General features: G+C 66.1%; 13 protein-coding genes. 8 read left to right on the forward strand and 5 right to left on the reverse strand.

The genetic code is table 11. From position 1 onward, the window contains the following. Positions 1–59: 59 nt before the first annotated feature. Positions 60–590, reverse strand: a complete 531-nt coding sequence (locus HNR67_RS39925; RefSeq protein ID WP_185008696.1) for a hypothetical protein — start codon at positions 588–590, stop codon at positions 60–62. Next, on the reverse strand, positions 587–4,234 hold the full coding sequence (locus tag HNR67_RS39930; RefSeq protein WP_185008698.1) for an ALF repeat-containing protein: 3,648 nt from the start codon (positions 4,232–4,234) through the stop codon (positions 587–589). Before HNR67_RS39930 ends, HNR67_RS39925 begins: the two co-directional genes overlap by 4 nt. A 326-nt stretch (positions 4,235–4,560) precedes the next feature. Between HNR67_RS39930 and HNR67_RS39935 the strand changes: the two genes are divergently transcribed. The 8 genes from HNR67_RS39935 to HNR67_RS39970 all read left to right on the forward strand — a co-directional run bounded on the left by HNR67_RS39935 (position 4,561) and on the right by HNR67_RS39970 (position 14,581). Beyond that, positions 4,561–4,992, forward strand: a complete 432-nt coding sequence (locus HNR67_RS39935; RefSeq protein ID WP_185008700.1) for a hypothetical protein — start codon at positions 4,561–4,563, stop codon at positions 4,990–4,992. A gap of 125 nt (positions 4,993–5,117) precedes the next feature. Next, positions 5,118–6,746: an AbfB domain-containing protein gene (locus tag HNR67_RS39940; protein WP_185008702.1), complete on the forward strand. Its 1,629-nt coding sequence runs from the start codon at positions 5,118–5,120 to the stop codon at positions 6,744–6,746. A gap of 133 nt (positions 6,747–6,879) precedes the next feature. Then, positions 6,880–7,338, forward strand: coding sequence for a hypothetical protein (locus HNR67_RS39945; RefSeq protein ID WP_185008704.1), 459 nt, complete (start codon positions 6,880–6,882; stop codon positions 7,336–7,338). Between the two features lie 499 nt (positions 7,339–7,837). Further along, positions 7,838–8,275, forward strand: a complete 438-nt coding sequence (locus tag HNR67_RS39950; protein ID WP_185008706.1) for a hypothetical protein — start codon at positions 7,838–7,840, stop codon at positions 8,273–8,275. A 177-nt stretch (positions 8,276–8,452) separates the two neighbouring features. After that, a complete protein-coding gene (locus tag HNR67_RS39955; protein ID WP_185008708.1) occupies positions 8,453–9,262 on the forward strand; it encodes a hypothetical protein in 810 nt (269 codons plus the stop codon). A 107-nt stretch (positions 9,263–9,369) separates the two neighbouring features. Continuing rightward, positions 9,370–11,634, forward strand: coding sequence for an ATP-binding protein (locus HNR67_RS39960; RefSeq protein ID WP_185008710.1), 2,265 nt, complete (start codon positions 9,370–9,372; stop codon positions 11,632–11,634). A 227-nt stretch (positions 11,635–11,861) separates the two neighbouring features. After that, positions 11,862–13,190 carry an AAA family ATPase gene (locus tag HNR67_RS39965; protein WP_185008711.1) on the forward strand — a complete coding sequence of 443 codons (1,329 nt, stop codon included), beginning with the start codon at positions 11,862–11,864 and terminating at the stop codon, positions 13,188–13,190. Then, on the forward strand, positions 13,187–14,581 hold the full coding sequence (locus tag HNR67_RS39970) for a hypothetical protein (RefSeq protein ID WP_185008713.1): 1,395 nt from the start codon (positions 13,187–13,189) through the stop codon (positions 14,579–14,581). The genes HNR67_RS39965 and HNR67_RS39970 overlap by 4 nt, the downstream gene beginning before the upstream one ends. 87 nt (positions 14,582–14,668) lie before the next feature. Here the strand turns inward: HNR67_RS39970 and HNR67_RS39975 are convergent, their stop codons facing one another. The 3 genes from HNR67_RS39975 to HNR67_RS39985 form a co-directional block, all read right to left on the reverse strand. After that, positions 14,669–15,271, reverse strand: coding sequence for a hypothetical protein (locus tag HNR67_RS39975; RefSeq protein WP_185008715.1), 603 nt, complete (start codon positions 15,269–15,271; stop codon positions 14,669–14,671). Positions 15,272–15,339: 68 nt separating this feature from the next. After that, positions 15,340–16,065 (reverse strand): hypothetical protein, encoded by a 726-nt coding sequence (locus HNR67_RS39980; protein WP_185008717.1) that lies wholly within the window; start codon positions 16,063–16,065, stop codon positions 15,340–15,342. A 4-nt stretch (positions 16,066–16,069) separates the two neighbouring features. After that, complete coding sequence (locus tag HNR67_RS39985) at positions 16,070–16,828, reverse strand: hypothetical protein (protein ID WP_185008719.1); 759 nt, start codon at positions 16,826–16,828, stop codon at positions 16,070–16,072. Positions 16,829–16,843: the final 15 nt, after the last annotated feature.

Genomic DNA, 16,843 nt, shown 5'->3' on the forward strand with positions numbered 1-16,843 from the left:
GACGGTGAAGGCTCGCTGGTGCGAGGTACCAGCGAGCCTTCACGCGCGTAGCCGACCCCTTATCGGTACTGCTCAACTCGCAAGTTTTCTACTGATGAGTTCGCGGTACGGGAAATTGACCACACGTCGCCAACCGACTTATTTTCCTCGGCTGCAAATTCTGAATCTGCGACTACTTGCACACTCAGTTTTGCGTCGGAAAACCAGAATCCGTCAATTTCTGGCATCTGGCCGTCGAGAATCCGATAGATTGGACTACTGGATTGACTGGGTGTTGAAATCAGATCCTCGAACCTGACGTGCTTCTCCGGCATCCCGTACCGCTCTGACACAGGATTGGGAAGCGCCCCCCATGGCTTGTCGAGCTTGTGCAGATCGAAGCTGATGGACGCGCATTCCCACTTGTCCTGATCAAGGAAGAAATGTGCGGAGATTGAGCCGAACTCCAGGCGGAGAACTGTGGCGGACGGCCTGTACTCGCTGCTGCTGTCACCCAGCTTGACTTTCCAGTCGTCTGGGTGCGATCCCAGCTTGAGATCCAGAATTCCGCCACTCGAGATAAAGTCGCCACAAAGATCAAGGGTGGTCATCCGAGCATCTTCCTTAGTGTCTTCGCAAGGTGGGAAACTTCCTCAATCATCCCTGGATCCTTGACTGGAAACTGTCCGCCGCTCTTGAGGTTCGGAAGTGCGGACTCACAGTTTTCGAGTAGCCTCTGCATCACATCTCGGTTCTTGCGTACATGGTCGAGAGCGGCCTTGATCTGCTTGTTGCTGGGTAGCGTACCATTGGCATTAATTGCGTCGCCGACCAGGTTTCCAGCCTTGTCGGCGAAGATCTTGACCTCGGATCCGTCCTCCATGTGCACGTGCGCGCCCTTGGTTTGCCAGTCGGAGGCTGGGAGGCCGACTTTCTTGAACTTCAGGCAGTCCTTCTTGCCCCTGACTGAAAAGGATTTGCTGCGCGTGTCGGAGGCGGCGGCAGGTGCGCCACTTGGGTCACTGGGGTCAACTAGGCACTCCGCATACTGCAGCGGCTTTCGCTTGCGTGCTTCCTCGATGAACTTGGCGCTGCGATCGAGAATGGATTTTGCTTTAGAGCTTCGCTCCAGAAATTCGCCAATTCCGTTGACGACTCGCCAGATGGCTCTGCTGACGGAAGCAATTTTCGTGAGGGCGAATGCGAACGCGCCTACATCGATAAGAGCCCAGAAACAGTCTTCGCCCTTGGTTCCGCAGTTGACAATATTTTCCACCCCGAGCATTTTGATCAGGATTTCTCCGCCATTCTCGATGATCCAGTCGACCACGCTCTTACTCGCGTCGGTGAGCGCCTGGCGGTACTGATCGACAAGCTCCTGGCCACCCGCCGCGAGTAGCGCGGCCTCGTCGGCGGAAGTCGCTTCGCCTGCCTGCCGCCGCTGAGCATCCTCCTGGCGAGAACCTGCCTCCTGCAGTCGTTGTTTCTCCGCCGCGATCCGTCCTGCTTCGCTGGCTGCGGCCGCCGCCTCGTCCCGTGACTTGCCTGCGGCAAGGGCATCGGCCGCTGCCCGGTCCGCGTCGGCACGTGCCTGAGCCGCCGACCTCTGCGCGGACGCCGCGGACGCCGCGGCTCGGGTCGCCGACCTGGAAGCGGCAATCGCATCCCGTTGTGCGGCGGCTTCGGCCGCGCGCGCCTGCCTGGCGGATTCGGCAGCTTGGTCAGCCGAACGCTGTGCCTGTTCGGCCGAGGACTTCGCGTCATTGGCGAAGTTCCGGGCCTGGGTTGCCGATGCCTGGGCCTGATTGGACCAGTTCCTGGCCTCATCGGCGGCGCCTCTGGCAGTAGCCGCCGCAGCCTGTGCTTCCGCCGCGTTCTGCCTGGCGGTGGCAGCGGTCTGGGCAGCACGTGCCAGGTAGGAATTGATCTGGGCCACGTGACTGGCCGTGTCGGCGTCTCGCTGTTGCGCCTGCATCAGCTTGACATGAAGGAAGGCTCGCCGATGCGATGCCGGTCCCGACAAGGCTGCCTGCCCTGCTGCCCGGACCTCTGGTCCGCCTGTGGTAATCGCCTGCGTAATGAGGACCTGCTCGTCGTCCTCGCGCGCTTTGTGCTGACCGAAGTCCAGGAACCGCTGAATGTCGGTATCGCTACCGTCCAACGCCTTGCCGGCCGCGGCTTTGACGCCGGGACCGCCGCTGCTCAGGATCTGGGTGACCCGGATCCGATCGTCATCCTCCTTGCCCGCATACCAGCGAGTGCTCAGGAACTGCTTGACGAGGGAGTAGTCGTTGGTAACGGCATTCCGCGCGGAAAGACGCTCACCTGGGGTGCTCGCCGTGTCAGCGATGTGACCGACACTGGCGCGATCGTCCTGTTCCACCGCACTGGCAAGTCCGGTGCGCACGAAGGACACCACGTCTGCGTGGCTGCCAACCAGAGCCACACCGGCGGCGGACTTCACCCAACTGCCCCCGCTGCGAACCAGCCGCCCGGCGAGCTTGCGACCGTTGCCCACCACGGTGGTCTGGTCGGCGGCCGGATCCTGTGCGGTAGTCAGCAGCCGCTGAGCCTCGGCATCAAGCTTCGCCGCCTCGCCGGCCTGCCACGTCGTGTCGACCTGCTTGTCCGCCTCTGCCAGCTTCGCATCCTCCGCAGCCGCAACCGCCTCAGCCTGTTGCTGGGCCAGGCGTTCAGCGTCTGCCCGCCGGGCGATCTCCGAGATCGTCCGCGCCTTGTCCACCGCGGCCTGGGAATGATCCGCGGCCTGTTTGGCACCCTCCGCGGCGGCCTGCGCTCGGTCGGCGGCGCCTTCCGCCTCGCCTGCGTGTCGAGCCGCTTCCTCGGCCGCGGTCGCGGCATTGTCGGCGTGCTGAGCGGCCTGGTAGGCCGCGTCCTTGGCTTCGCGGGCCGCACGGGCCGCTTCGCCCGCGATCGACTGGGCCGCCTTGGCTGCGCGGGTGGCCTCGGCGGCTGACCGCTTGGCCTTCTCACTGGCCCGCTTGGCCTGAGCCGCGCTGGCACCGGCACGCTTGGCGTGCTCGCCTGCCTGATCGGCGGCACCCGCTGCCTCACCGGCGTGGGAACCGGCCTGGCTCGCCGCCGCTGCCGCGTCTCCGGCCGCGGCCGCGGCCTTGGCGGCAGCGTCAGCGGCCTCGCCGGCCAGACGTGCGCTCTTGGCGACGTCGCGGGCCTCCTTGGCGGCTCTGGTCGCCGACTCGGCCTGGCCACGGTCTGTCGCTGCCCCAGCTGCCGCGTTGCGTGCCTTCGAAGCTGCCTGCCCGGCCGCTGCCGCCGCCTGGGCGGCCTGGCTCGCCGCGCTGGCCGCGGCCCGGGCTGCCTGATTGGCCACTGCGGCAGCGTTGATCGCGTTCTGCGCGGCACGGGCGGCACGGTCGGCCGCGTCCGCCGCCCGGCTCGCCGCCTGCGCGGCCTTGGTCGAGGACTCCTGGGCGGCCTTGGTCTCCTCGGCCGCCTTCAGTGCGGCGTCCTTGGCCAACCGTGCGGCGTTCACCGCTTGGTCGGCGGCTTCTTTCGCGGCCTTGGTCTGTTCTGCGGCCTGGGCACCGGCAATCTGTGCCAGGTCGACGAGCTGGGTGACGGAGAGCGTCTCCTGGTCGCGGGCCGCGGCCACCTGGTAGCCGGTGAGCAGGAACTCACGGACGTCCTCGGAGCTGCCGTCGAGGGCCCGCTGCGCAGCCTTGCGGACCTCGGGGCCGCCGGTGGTCAGGATCTGGGTGACCCGGACCCGATCGTCGTCCCCGCGGGCATCGACCTGGCCGACGAGGAAGAACTTGCGCTTGTCCTCTAGGGATCCGTCCAAGGCCTTCTGCGCCGCGGCCTTCACCCCCGGGCCGCCCTCGGTCATGATCTGCAGGATGCGGACTTCGAGGTCGTCCTGAGACGGCTTCCGCCAGCCGGTGGTGACGAAGGTCCGAACGTCCTCGATGGATCCGTCCAGGGCCTTCTGCGCCGCGGCCTTCACCCCTGGACCGCCAGCGGACATCATCTGCACGGCCCGGACCCGCAGATCGTCTTCTTCGGCCTGCCGCTGGCCAGTCCGGATGAAGGTCCGGACCTCCTCGTCGGACCCGGTGAGCGCAGCCTCGGCGGCACGGGATACCCCTGGTCCCCCCGTCTTCATCAGCACCAGCGCCTGGCGGCGCGCTTCGCCGATATTCGGGTCCGCGGTCTCGGCGCCGGCTGTGCCGACCGCGCCAGCGCCCAGCGCCACCACTGTCAGCAATGTGGTCATCGCTCGTGCTGCGGGCAGCACGAGTCGTCTGACATGCATGAAATTGCCCCCCTTGGCATATGCCTGTCGGCAAGCACTCGAAGTGACTCGCCGGCAGACTGTCTACGGCATTGCCGGAGCGTGCGCAAGGAAAACACCCTATTGGCGGACTCCGTTGTTGTTACATGCCGTGACGTACGTCATAACTATTTGGCGCGCCAGGTGTCCTCTGTCTAGATTGCTGCCGGGGAACCTGGTGGGGACAGGTTGATCAGTTTTCTTATCGTGTGCACTTTTGCAGGGGGGATGGGCCTGTGCGGTCCTTTGTTGGTCTTGCTGTTCTTGTCGTGGTCGCCGGATCGGCGCTTGTCGGAGCGGGTCCGACCGCGCTGGCCGAGGACACTCCGCCGCCGATCGTGGAGGACTTCGCCTACCCGGATGCGGACAAGATCTTCCAGGAGAAGGGCCTTCGGCTGTACCGGGGTGACGGCAACATCATCCTGGTGGACTGCGCCGTTGGCGGAGATCCGGTGCGGGTCAAGAGCCGCAACCGCGACGAGTTCTGCTTCAAGGTCCTCGGCCCCAAGGGCAAGTTGACCATGGAACTCGACCAGACCTATGCGATCCGCGGAAACACCGCGCACAACGTGACCGCACTGGTGTGGGTAAACGGTGCGAGCAAGACGGTGACCGTTCCCAAACGGGAGTGGATCGGAGTCGGCGAGGGCTCCGAGCCCGGCAAGCTCGGCGTCCTGCTGGAGATCAACGCATCGGCGTGAGTCGAATAGGACGTTCTTTCACCGCTTTCTCTTTGTGTAATTCAGTTCAGGGGGATAATTTCATGCCGCGTCCTTCACAGGGCGGTGGTTGGGCTGCAGGTTCGTTGGCGGTAGTCATCGCCACGATGCTTCTGAGCGCCACAACCGCCAACGCGATCAGCAACGGAACCTCGGCAGCGGACAGCGAGTACGCCTTCGCCGCCCGGGTGCACATCGGCGATCAGGCGTGTTCGGGCGCGCTGGTCGACCCACAGTGGGTGGTGACCGCGGCGAGCTGCTTCCCGGGGAACCCGCAGGGCACCGGCGCGGCAGCCCCGGAGGGAACGACCGCGACCATCGGGCGGGCCAACCGGTTCCAGACCACCGGTCAGGTCGTGCGGGTCACCGAGCTTGCCCGATACGCCGGCCGTGATCTTGTGCTGGCCAAGCTCGCCGAACCGGTCAACGGGATCGCCCCGCTCCGGCTCACCACCACCGCACCGGTTGCCGGCGAGGTGCTGCGCGTCGCGGGATTCGGCCGCAGCACGACCGAGTGGGTGCCCGAGCGCCTCCAGTCCGCGCGGTTCGCGGTCGGTGCGGTCGCCCCGGCCACCTTCTCCATCAGCGGACACACCCCCGCCGAAGCCAGCACCTGCAAGGGCGACTCCGGGGGCCCGGCGTTCCGGGAACGCGACGGCCGGGCCGAACTGGTCGGCATCAACAGCAACTCCTGGCAGCGGGGTTGCCTCGGCACCAGCACGACCAACAACGGCGCCACCGAGGTCCGCGTCGACGACATCGGCGGCTGGATCACCGAGCAGATCGACAAGGGCAGGCGAATCCCCGGCGTCGTGCAGAACGCCATCGTGGACTTCCGGGGAGTGCACTCCGGCCGTTGCGTGGATGTGTACTTCGCCAGCTGGGAGAACGACGCCCGCACCGTGATCGCCAACTGCCACGGCCGGGCGAACCAGCAATGGGAGGTCATCGAGCGCGGCCAGAACCGGTACTCGTTCAAGAGCGTCAACTCCAAGAAGTGCCTGGAGATCACCGGCGGCGCGACCGGCGAAGGCGCACCGGTCGGCCAGCACGAGTGCCGCGGTGACCAGCCACGCCAGGAGTGGGAGTTGCTGCCCGCCAAGGACGGCGCGACCGAACTCCGCAACCGGGCCACCGGCAAGGTCGTGCAGCCCACCGGATCCGGCACGGGCGAGGGAACCTTCCTGGTCCAGGCCGACAACCGGCACACCACCGACCAGCAGTGGACGGTGCGCGTGGTGAGCAAGGCCCGGCACGACCTGGTCACCCCCGCGCAGCCGAATCGCTCGTTGCGGGTCACCAACCAGGGCCTGCCCAACCGGTACGCCCGGCATGCCCGCGGTGAGGGCTGGATCGACCTGATCGAGGAAGGCAGTCCCGAGCTGGACAAGGCCGATGCCACCTGGCGAATCGTGCCAGGGCTCGCCGACGGCAACTGCTACTCCATCGAGGCGAGTAACCTGCCCGGCAACTTCCTGCGCCACGCACAGGGCCGGATCCGGCTGGACCGCAACGACGGCAGCGCCCAGCTCACCGCGGATGCCACCTGGTGCGCGCGGGACGGCTTGGACGGTAGGGGCGTCTCGCTGGAGTCCTGGAACCTGCCGGACCGGTTCATCCGGCACACCCAGGGGCAGCTGTGGTCAGCACGCAACGGCGGCGACCAGTGGTATGAGAACCCGAACTCCTTCGCCGCGGACACCACCTGGGACGTCGTGGAACCGCTCAAGAAGTAGGCCCCCGCACGGAAACGAGGGCCCCGGCTACCTGCGCCGGGGCCCTTTTTCATGCCTTCCGTTCCCCGCGTTACCTGCTCCGCCATGGCGTTCCACACCGGAGAGTCACGCGCCTTACGCGGAGGAGAAGGTCATGGACAACCCGCTTTACCCACCCATGTCGCCAGGATCGATTGCCGCCGTGCTGATCGGCACCGTCATCGGCCTGGTCCTGCTCGCCGCGGCGGCGGTGCTGCTCTGGCGGGCCGTGCATTCCGACCGAGCTGCTCGCCGAACCCGGGAGCAGATCGACATGCAGGTGGCCCGGGACGCCTACGAGCGGGGACTGGCAACCGGTCGAATGGAGCGAGACCGCCCACACGATGACCACCAGTTCCAGTTCGGCAGGGTCGTGGACGCGATCAACCAGCTCGGCCGGCAGTTCGACGACCAGCAGCACCGGTTGGTGCGGCAGCTCAACGAATTGCAGACCCAGATGAGCCGGGCGACCGCCCTGTCTGCGAACGCCACGGTTCGGACCCCGGTACCACCGAGGCCTGCTCCGGCTCCGCAGCCACCGGCCCCGGCTGGTCCGCCGACCGCGAAGCCCTGAACTTGCACGATCGGGTGCGTGCCGCAGGTTCCTGCGGCACGCACCCACCCCCAACCAGCCGAGCTGGTGTGCGTTATCTCCCAGGGCATGGACACAACCAGTTCTCGAACACGCCGTCGGTCTCGTTCACCAGACAGGACCGGGTACATGGCCAGCTGCGCCCTGCTCGTCGCGGGGCGCGCCTCGGTCCCGAGCGGGACCGCACCGGTCGATCCGAACCTGAGCCCCGACAACACCGGATCTCGAACATCGCCGCGCACCCTCGTTCCCGAGCAACTGGGAGCCGAGATCGTCCGGGAGTATTCGCACGACCGGGATCACCGCGGCGCCCAGGGGCGGGATCTGGCAGCTCACTCGGGGAGGACGGCATCGCCGCCATCCCTGGCACCGCCGAGCGCCTGTTGACGAGCGAGCACCTCGGCACCACCTTCCGCGACCGCTGTCGTCCAAGAGCGAACTGATCCAACCAAGCGCTGCCGGGCGCGTTACCTAGCCAGGTATGCATCGGATCCTCGCCCGCGCCGTGATCGGCGTGTCGCTCCTGCTCTTGCTCGGCTGCACGCCGCCGCCATCGTCGCAGGCCGTCGCCCGGCTCATGTCCGACGAGGTGCACCGCCTGAGCGCCGTCGAAGCACGCCTGGCCGCGGCCGCCGCCAACGAGCCACGCCGCGCGACGGAGCCCAGTGCAGGCGCCTACTTCAGCGCCATCCTGCCCATCGCACAGGAAGGCTGGCGACTTGCGACCCAGCTACAGGAAACCTCGACCGAACACTCCCTGGCTACCGCACCCGCTCTCGACCACCTCGCGCGCGCATACGCCTCCTTGGAGGGGGCCGCGCGCGCAGCAGATCTCCTGGACTCCCGCCGAGCCCGGCAGGAGGTCGCCTCGGCGATGGTCGCCGTCCAGGCCACTACCCCTCGACTCTCCGGAGCGTGATCAATGTCCACCCAGGTTCGATTCCCTTATACCAGAAGGCTTCTGCTCGTCTCCGCCTTGTTGTCGCTGGCTGTTTCCGGCGTTTCCGGCGCGGACACGAGCGCCCCAGTCAGGCCCACAGTGCCTGTGCCCCAACCAGTTCAACCCGACCGAACTCCGGCGGCCAACCTGCTGGAGATGCCATTGCCCAAACTCGGACTCGGGAACGGTTTCGGTCAGTTCGCCGCTCAACAAGAGGCGTACCTGCAACTCATGGCCGCGCGATCCAGCGCCGCGCGCCTGACCCCGCTGCTCAACGACGCGCTCCGCGGCCAGGAGGCGCGCCGCGCGCAAATGAACGGCGCTCTGGCCGGGTTCCAGGCCGAAACCGACCTCCTGCAACGCTCCGGTGTTGTCGGTCCCACGGATTCCCTTCTCTCCCAACAAGCCAGGCGCCCACGGTCCACGTCGGCGGATTCGCTCTTGGACGCGCTACCCCCTCTGCCCGCGTTGCCTGCGCCGAAACTGCCAGCCGGCCGCGGCGCCCGGCTGGCCACGAACTTGCTGGCCATGCCCAACCTCACCGAGTTCGCCAAGAACCAGGCGATCAACCCAGCCGCATTTGTCGCCGGCCGCGCCGCGGCGGTCGACGACTGCCGCGGCGCCATCACGGCTCGCGTGCAGGACACCGTGAACTCCGCAGGCAAGCCCGGTGCGGCCGGGCAGTGCATGGGCAGCCCGGTCGGCATGGCCTACCGGGAAGCGACACCGCTCGACCCGAGCACCTACCAAAATCGGCTCGACCAGCTGGCGGCCGGGCCACCGCAGACCCTCCTCGACCGCCACCACGAAGGCATGGAGAAGGCGAAGCAACCGCCCGCGCCGCCCCGGTTGCCCGAGGAGCTGACCGAGTCGAACTCCTCTTGCCGCAGCCTTGACCAGACCATGGACTACGTGCCGCTGGTCGGGAACCTGGTCGAGCACCTCTGTCTGCTGGCCCTTGAGTAAACATCGACAACTTCGATGGACGTCACCCGATCGGCGAATCATGCCTAGTCAACCAAGTCCGGCTGCCCTGTTCGACGTAGCTTCACTACCAGGGAGGGGAGGCCCGAGTGGGGGAGCATTACTCGAACACGCCCGGATCCAGATCGTTTGGAGTTGAGCTGCGTGCCTGGCGAGTCCGAAATGGACTGTCGCTGAGCCAACTGTCCGCGTTGGTGCACTACAACAAAGGGCACTTGAGCCGAGTTGAACGCGGGCTGATCCCGTCGACCACCGCGCTCGCCAAGGCATGTGACACAGCACTGGACGCCGACGGGAAGTTGTTCCAGCTCCACGACGTCGCCGAGGCCAAGCCGACCGCCGGACCGAAGCCGGCGCAACTTCCGGCCGCCCCGACGACGTTCGTCGGGCGGTCCTACCACCTGAGCCGGATGACCGGCCTGCTCGGAGACGACAAGCACCCCGGTTCAGTGACGGTCGTGGCCATCGACGGCACGCCGGGCGTCGGCAAGACCTCCCTCGCCCTGCGCTGGGCGCACAGCGTCCGCGACCGTTTCCCGGACGGTGTCCTGTTCGCCGCGCTGGACGGGTACGGCCCCGACGCGAGCCCAGCCTCTCCAAACGATGTCCTCGAAGGCTTTCTTCGCGCGCTCGGTGTTGCTCCCGACCGAATCCCGGCTGAGGAAGGCCATCGTGCCGCGCTGTACCGCTCCCTGCTGCACCAGCGGCGGATGCTCGTCGTGCTGGACAACGCCGTCGACTCGCGACAAGTGCGACCGCTGCTGCCTGGTTCGGAAAGCTGTGTCGTGGTGACCACCAGTCGGCAGCGGCTTTCCGGGCTCGTCATCGCCGACGCGGCAGTGTGCATCACCCTCAACCCGCTCAGCCTGGACGAAGCCGCCGAACTCATTCGCTTGATCGTCGGTCCCCGCCGCGCCGACACCGATCCCGGCGCCGTGGCCAGCATCACCCAGCGCTGCTCCTACCTGCCATTGGCGCTGAGGATCGCCGCCGAACGCCTCGTCGCCCATCCCCAGCTCGCCGTTTCCGAACTGGCCACGGACCTGATCGGAGAGGCTGACCGGCTCAACGTCCTCACCACCGGGGACGATGACACCCTCGCGCTTCGTGCGGTGTTCTCCTGGTCCTACCGTGCCCTCGGCGACGGCGAAGCACGCCTGTTCCGGCTGCTGAGCCTGCACCGCGGCCCATTCCTGAGCACCGAGGCCGTGGCGGCCTTGTCCGGCGGCACTGTGTCCCGGACCCGCAGGCTGTTGACTCGACTGGTCGAAGCCCACCTTGTCGAACAAGCCGGCCCCGGTGCCTACCGACTCCTGGGCTTGCTCCGGCTGTACGCCACGGACCTGGCCGAGGACACCGACACCCACGAGGTCCGCGCGACCGCGGTCAGCCGGCTCGTCCGCTGGTATCTGTATTCGGCCAACTCGGCGTTCCGTGTGCTGACCCCGCATTGCCCGCACCTGAACCTGGGGGCGCCACGCGACGGACTACACCCCTGGCGTTTCACCGACTACGACGAGGCGACGGCTTGGTGCGAGACTGAACTGGCCAACTTCACCTCCATCCTGCAGGCTGCCCGTCAGGCTGGACTGAACACCGAATGCTGGCAGTTGGCCGTCGCGCTTTTCGGCTTCTTCCTGCTGCGGAAGCCATGGGGCATCTGGTTGTCCACCCAGTTGATCGGGGTGGAGGCCGCGCGTGCGGCCGGCAACGAACTCGCCGAATCGTGGGTGTTGACCAACCTCGGTGAGGCTTGTCGTCAGCAACACCAACTCGACGAGGCGCAGGGCCACTTTGAGCGCGCGCTGAACCTCAGCCATGACCACCCTGGATCCATCGGATACTGCTGGGGATTGGCGGGCATCGGCTACGTAGCCATGGACCGGAAACAGTACGCAGCAGCATCCAATGCGCTGGCCGAAGCAGTCATGCGCTTCCGGGCCAGCGGCTACACATACGGTGAGGCGACCGCGCTCGCCGCGCTTGGTGATGCCCACCGTGGCCAAGGCGATCTCGACCGGGCGATGGTCTTCGGCAAGCAAGCGCTCGAACTGTTTCGCTCCCTCGGTGACCGCAAGGCCCAAGGTGACACCCTCATCCGGCTGGTCCGCACCGCCACCGCCTGCGGCGAGTTCGCCCAGGCGCACGTCTACTGCGCCGATGCCCTGGCCGCCCACCGCGAATGCGGAGACCGTTGGAGCGAAGCCGACGACATCCAGGAAAAGGGCAATATTCTCTATCTGGGAGACGATGACCTACTCGGCGCCCAGAAGTGCTGGCGGGCCGCACTGGAGATCTTCGAGGACATCGATAGGTTCAAGGCAACTCAACTGCGAGAACTACTGTCGCAATAGATGTTGATACGTTGTCACACAGTTTCGACGTGTCAGCAGGACTTGACCTGTTCGGTGTCCGCGGGTCCCCGCACGCGCGCTCCGCGGGAACCTGCTCAGAATCTTGCCGTTGCATTCGATGTGCAACAGTACAACCCTGTCGAAACCGCGCAAAGTTCTCGATAGTTGACATATGCGTTATGCCATGATTCTTCAACCCGACAGCCTTACCTCGGCGGAGGATCACCGTGAGTGATATCCGCCTGGTTGTCTGTGGCTTGTCCAGCGAGATGGTCGTTATTGGTCTCCGTAATTCCAATCTGGAGTGTTACCTCGAACCTGTTGCCGAAAACACCGATCAACTCCGCCTCATGACCGAGGGCGCCGATCCGCTCATACGTGGCGGCAGACCTTTGGTGTTCGTCATGGCAGACTCCGCCGGTCCTCCCGCGGACGTCGCCGCCTGGCTGAGCACGATGTCCGTCCAGCCGTCGGAGCAGGTGGCGATTGTGCTCTTGGACACCGGCAAGGGTCGGGACTTCGCCCTGCCGGCTCTTGAGGATCGCGTCACCGTCCACGACTGGGCGGGCGCGGATGCTGAGCCACGCAGCATGTTCGAGACCGTGGCGGACGTCCTCGCCGCCCTGCCTGGAGGCCCTGGCTCCGCTCCAAAACGGGTCGCGGAGCCGCATGTTCTGGTTGTGGCCGGGACCCGGGGCGGGGTGGGCTGTTCCACCGTCGCCTTCTCCCTCGGGGCCTACCTCGGCGCCGAGGCGACCGCGGGCAGGAAGGTCTGCCTCGTCGACCTCGACCTGAGCTGCCCGGCGCTCGCCGCCATGACCAGCACGCCGACGAGCAGCCGTCGATCGTTGTTGCTCGAACAGCGCATCACCCTGAATACGATCAACGAGCACGTCACTCCACTGCCCGCATGGCGAATCGACCTCGTGCCCGGCGCCACCGCGCCGCTGGAGTCCCGATTCGTCCCGCCGGCCGCGATAGCGACGACACTCGACCGCCTCGCCGAGCACTACGACCTGGTCGTGGTGGACGCCGGACGCCTGCGCTGGGACCTTGACGGCCCGGAACGCGCCATCATCGAGTGCGCCAGCCAGATCCTGCTCGTGGCCGACCCAGCACGCGGCCAGGCCAACGGGCTCGCCGACCTGCCCGACACGCTGTGCGGAGCCGCCGGGCATGGCTTCCCGCCCCGGCACGTCGGCCTGGTCTGGAACCGCGTCCCCATCGGCGACGCCCCGTTCGAGATTCCCACCCTGGACGGCCTCGGATTCGCCGACCTCCAACGCCTGCCGGACATCGGCGACGCCCACGTCCGCGCCGTCGCCGCGGGTGACGCCGCGCGCGTGCTGCACGACAACGCCTCCTGGGCCGCCAGGATCCACCTTCTCGGGGAAGCCGTCGTCGGTCCCGGACACATCACGCCGATCAGTTCGGATGTAGCCGATCTCCTACCGACACTGCAACGGAACGGAACGCCGCGCACGGAGACCAGAACGCGCCGGAAGTTCCTGGCCCGCATCAGGTTCGCGGCACGGGCACCCGGGGCGGCGTCATGACCTCGACAGTCAACAGCATCGGCCTGGCCGAGGTCCGGCGGCTGTGCTCCGAACACGACGAACTCAACAGGGACGCGCTCACCGCGTTGGCTCCGATCGCCGCCGACGGCCACCGCGCCCACCTCGTTCTCTACATCGCCGCCCACGCCGCGGACTGGCGTGCCGGCCGCGGCAAACCGCCGGGGTTCGTCACGTTCTCCAAACACACCAAGGACCTTGACTGGGATCTGGCGGAGCAGGCTGCCGACGACCCGGTGCAGCGAGCCGAACTCCACCTGCTCCGGAAGGCCGGCGACTACGCGACCGCGCATCTGGTGCAGTTGGCCGAGCCGCTCATCGGCCTTGTCACCCGGCAGTTGACCCGTCCGATGGCGAACCGCACCACGGTGGTCGACCTGGGCGACCTCCGCAACGTCGGCCGAGCCGCCGTCGCCCAGGGCATCTGGGCCTACGACCCGGATCGTTCCTCCGGACCGCACTACCTCCGGCAGTGGATCGAGGAACACATCCGCCGCGAACTCGCCCCGGCGCAGTACCAGGTCAGCCTGCCGACCCGCGCTTACCTGAAGTTCCAGCGCATCAGCGCCATCCGCTCCACCCTGGCCGAGCAGCACGGCCAGGAGCCCGCTGACACCGAACTGCTCGCCCACCCGGACGCGAACTTCACCCAGTGCGATCTGGACAACGAACGCGCGACCCGCCCGCGCCGCTGCCGGACCGGCCTCGGCCTCAATCTCCATACCGGAGACGGTGTCCCCGCCATTTCAGAGGCAGCGCCGCTCGCAACCCATGACCGCACAGACCCCGAACCCGACGACCCGGAAACCCAGGTGCTCAACACCCTCGCCGAGTCGCCAACGACGAGCGTCGTCGGCTGGCGCGCCGCTGCGCAGATCCTCCAGCTGGGCGCGCAGCAATCGGAGATCCTCGCCCAGCGCTTCGGGCTCCCGCCCCACGATTCCCTCAACGACGCCGGCCGCTCCGAACAGTCCATCGCCACCCGCATGGATCTGGAACAGGCGACGATCCACGTGGTGCTTCTGGAGATCCAGCACCAGTTGGCCGCGCCGGGAGGCCGCCTGCACCACGTCCTGAATCAGCTTCCGGCCGATGCAGTCGAGGAACTGGATCTGGTCAACTTCAAGCAGGCGCTTGGCGACTTCCCCACTGATGCGCGGCCGCCTGGTCCGATGCCCCGAGTACTCACGATGTCGCTGCCGATCGATCTGCCTGTTCCCAGGGCAGAAGACCAGCACGACAAGCAGGTGCTGGTCGTTCGGTACCTGTGCTGGCACTGCGGATGGACTGGGCGGGAGACCGCATGGCAACGGCGTTTCGTGCTACCGCAGTTGTTGTGCCCGGATTGCAGCCGAATCGCCGACGTCGAATGATAGAGGCTCCGCACCACCCAATGATGCGGTCGCCCGACCGGCAGCGCGCCAGCGGCAAGGTTTCACCGTCGGCGCGCCGCGGACGGATCAGTGTGGCTGGACCGCGTCGTACAACGACTTGGCCAGTTCGCGCAGCGGCCCTCGGCACTGCTCCGACTTCGGATCAAGCCGAGTTCCACCCAGAATCGAATACCGGAAACGGAGTACGGCGTTGCCGTCGAGGATCGTCAGATAGCAGCTGTCGTTGTTGCTGGGACGCTGCCACTTCACCTGCTCACCGAGCCGTAGATCCTGCGCCGCCCCATCGTTAACGAGGTCGGTGTCGTTGGTGAATCTATCCCGGGCAGCGCGCTGACCCGAGATCACTTCGGGTGGGAGCCTGGGATCGTTCGGAACGCTTTGCCACGAGGTCAGTTCCACCGACACCGACGAACCTGTGGGAGGAGTGGCGAATTCGCAGCTCACACCCCGGTAGCCGCCTGCGGAGACATCTTTATTGTACCGCAAGGGCGGCAGATTGGGAACTTTTCGGGCCAGTTCCTGACAGTTTGGAAACATCGCAACGTACTTGTCCTGGGCAACGGTGGCTGAAGGCGACACCGACGGAGTCACCGACAGGCTCGATAGTGATCCCAGATCCCGTTCGCCGCCACAGGCGGCCGCGCCCAGGCCGAGCAACAACAGGCTCACGATGCTCGCGACAGCACACCGCTCGCGGCCGGGTAGTCCGGGAACCCGTCGCGATCTACGAGACGCGCTCACTCCCACGGCATTCCCTTCCACAGTTCTTCTTCCTCATCGCCGGCGACTGGATCCGGCCGCCGCCTGGGCCGACTGGCCGGGGCCTCCGTAGTGGAGTCGGGTGAGGTGAGACCCGCCGCGGTGAACCCGTCCCACAGGTCCTGCTGCAGTTGACCACCGCGCGCCCGGGAAATCCGTTCGGCGTCCACCGTCAAACCGACAAGAGCGCCGGAACGGACTTGCAGCGTCAGGTATCCGTGCGGGCTACGAATCTCCAGCACCTGCCCAGACCTGCTGTCATCCTCTGCCCGAGCCTCACGGAGTTGCCGGTCGAGGCTGGCGTGCCTGGCCTCGATCTTGGAGAGCCAGTCATCCAGGCCGAGAACACCGTCGGACGCCTCGGTATCGGCGGTGGCCGTCATTTCCCGGTCCCGTTCCCGCGCCTTGGACTCGACGACGGCGGCGGTCTCCGACGCGCTCATGTAGGTCGTCAACAGGGCACTGGCGAACTCACCCGCGGGCAGGCGCGTGTGCCAACTGGTGCTCACCTCAAGTCGGAGAATCTTCCCTTCCTTGTCGACCGTGACCCACAGTGAGTTCGAGGTATCAGCCACCTTGTACTCATCCGCAGGCTCGGTGGAAAATTCTCGGGCGGGGCCGGTGGGCCGACCGGCGCCGACCGTGCTCACCGGCGGCAGGTTCAACTCGGCCAACTTCAGATTGCGCAGCTCTTCTTCCATCATGTGCTCAACTCACCGCCTGCGGCCATGCACCATTCGGATATGCCGCCAGATTGTTCTGGATGCTGACCGCATCGCGCATGAAACCAATGGCGGATCCGTAGTACTTCGCGGTGTCTGCGAAGACGGAAATGGCGGATTTCACCAGGGTTCCAGCGAATTCGCCAGCCTTGCCGAGTGCCTCCAGGGCGCCCACGATGGTGCTCGCGGTCACGAGCGCGGCAACGAACTTGCTGGCGAGTTCACCGATCTTTTCGGCGTACTTGCTGAGAAACTCGATGTTCGCCTGGGTCACCTGGATCAGCCACTTACTGATGGCGTCAGCCTTGAGATGCGCGTTGCTCAACGCCTTCGCCTGTGGGCTGACCACATCTTCCTTGTAGCTCTTGGCCGCGGGGCCGGTCCACTCGTGCAGGTTCTTGTCGACGTATTTCTGCACCTGGTTTTCCATGTCCGAGACAGGCTTCTGCATCATGATAAGCCAGTCAAAACCGGCCTGAATCAACGACACGATGGGGAAGTGGTGCTTCGCGAACTCCTGCATGGCTTTCAAAAACTTGACGACGTATCCACGCAGCTCGTCTACTTTGACAATCAGGCCGGTCATGAAGTTCGGCGCCAGGTAGATGAGCGGGTTGTTGTTGATGTTGTCGAGTCCCGCGTTGAACTTGTCCACGAGAAGTTTCGTGGACTCCTCGGCGAGGCGAAAGCTGTCGTTCAATGCCTGGATCAACGCTGGATATTGCGAAGTGTCAGGATTGGTCACGTTGTCCCCCCTGGT

Origin of the sequence: Crossiella cryophila (assembly GCF_014204915.1) — a bacterium.
Classification (GTDB): domain Bacteria; phylum Actinomycetota; class Actinomycetes; order Mycobacteriales; family Pseudonocardiaceae; genus Crossiella; species Crossiella cryophila.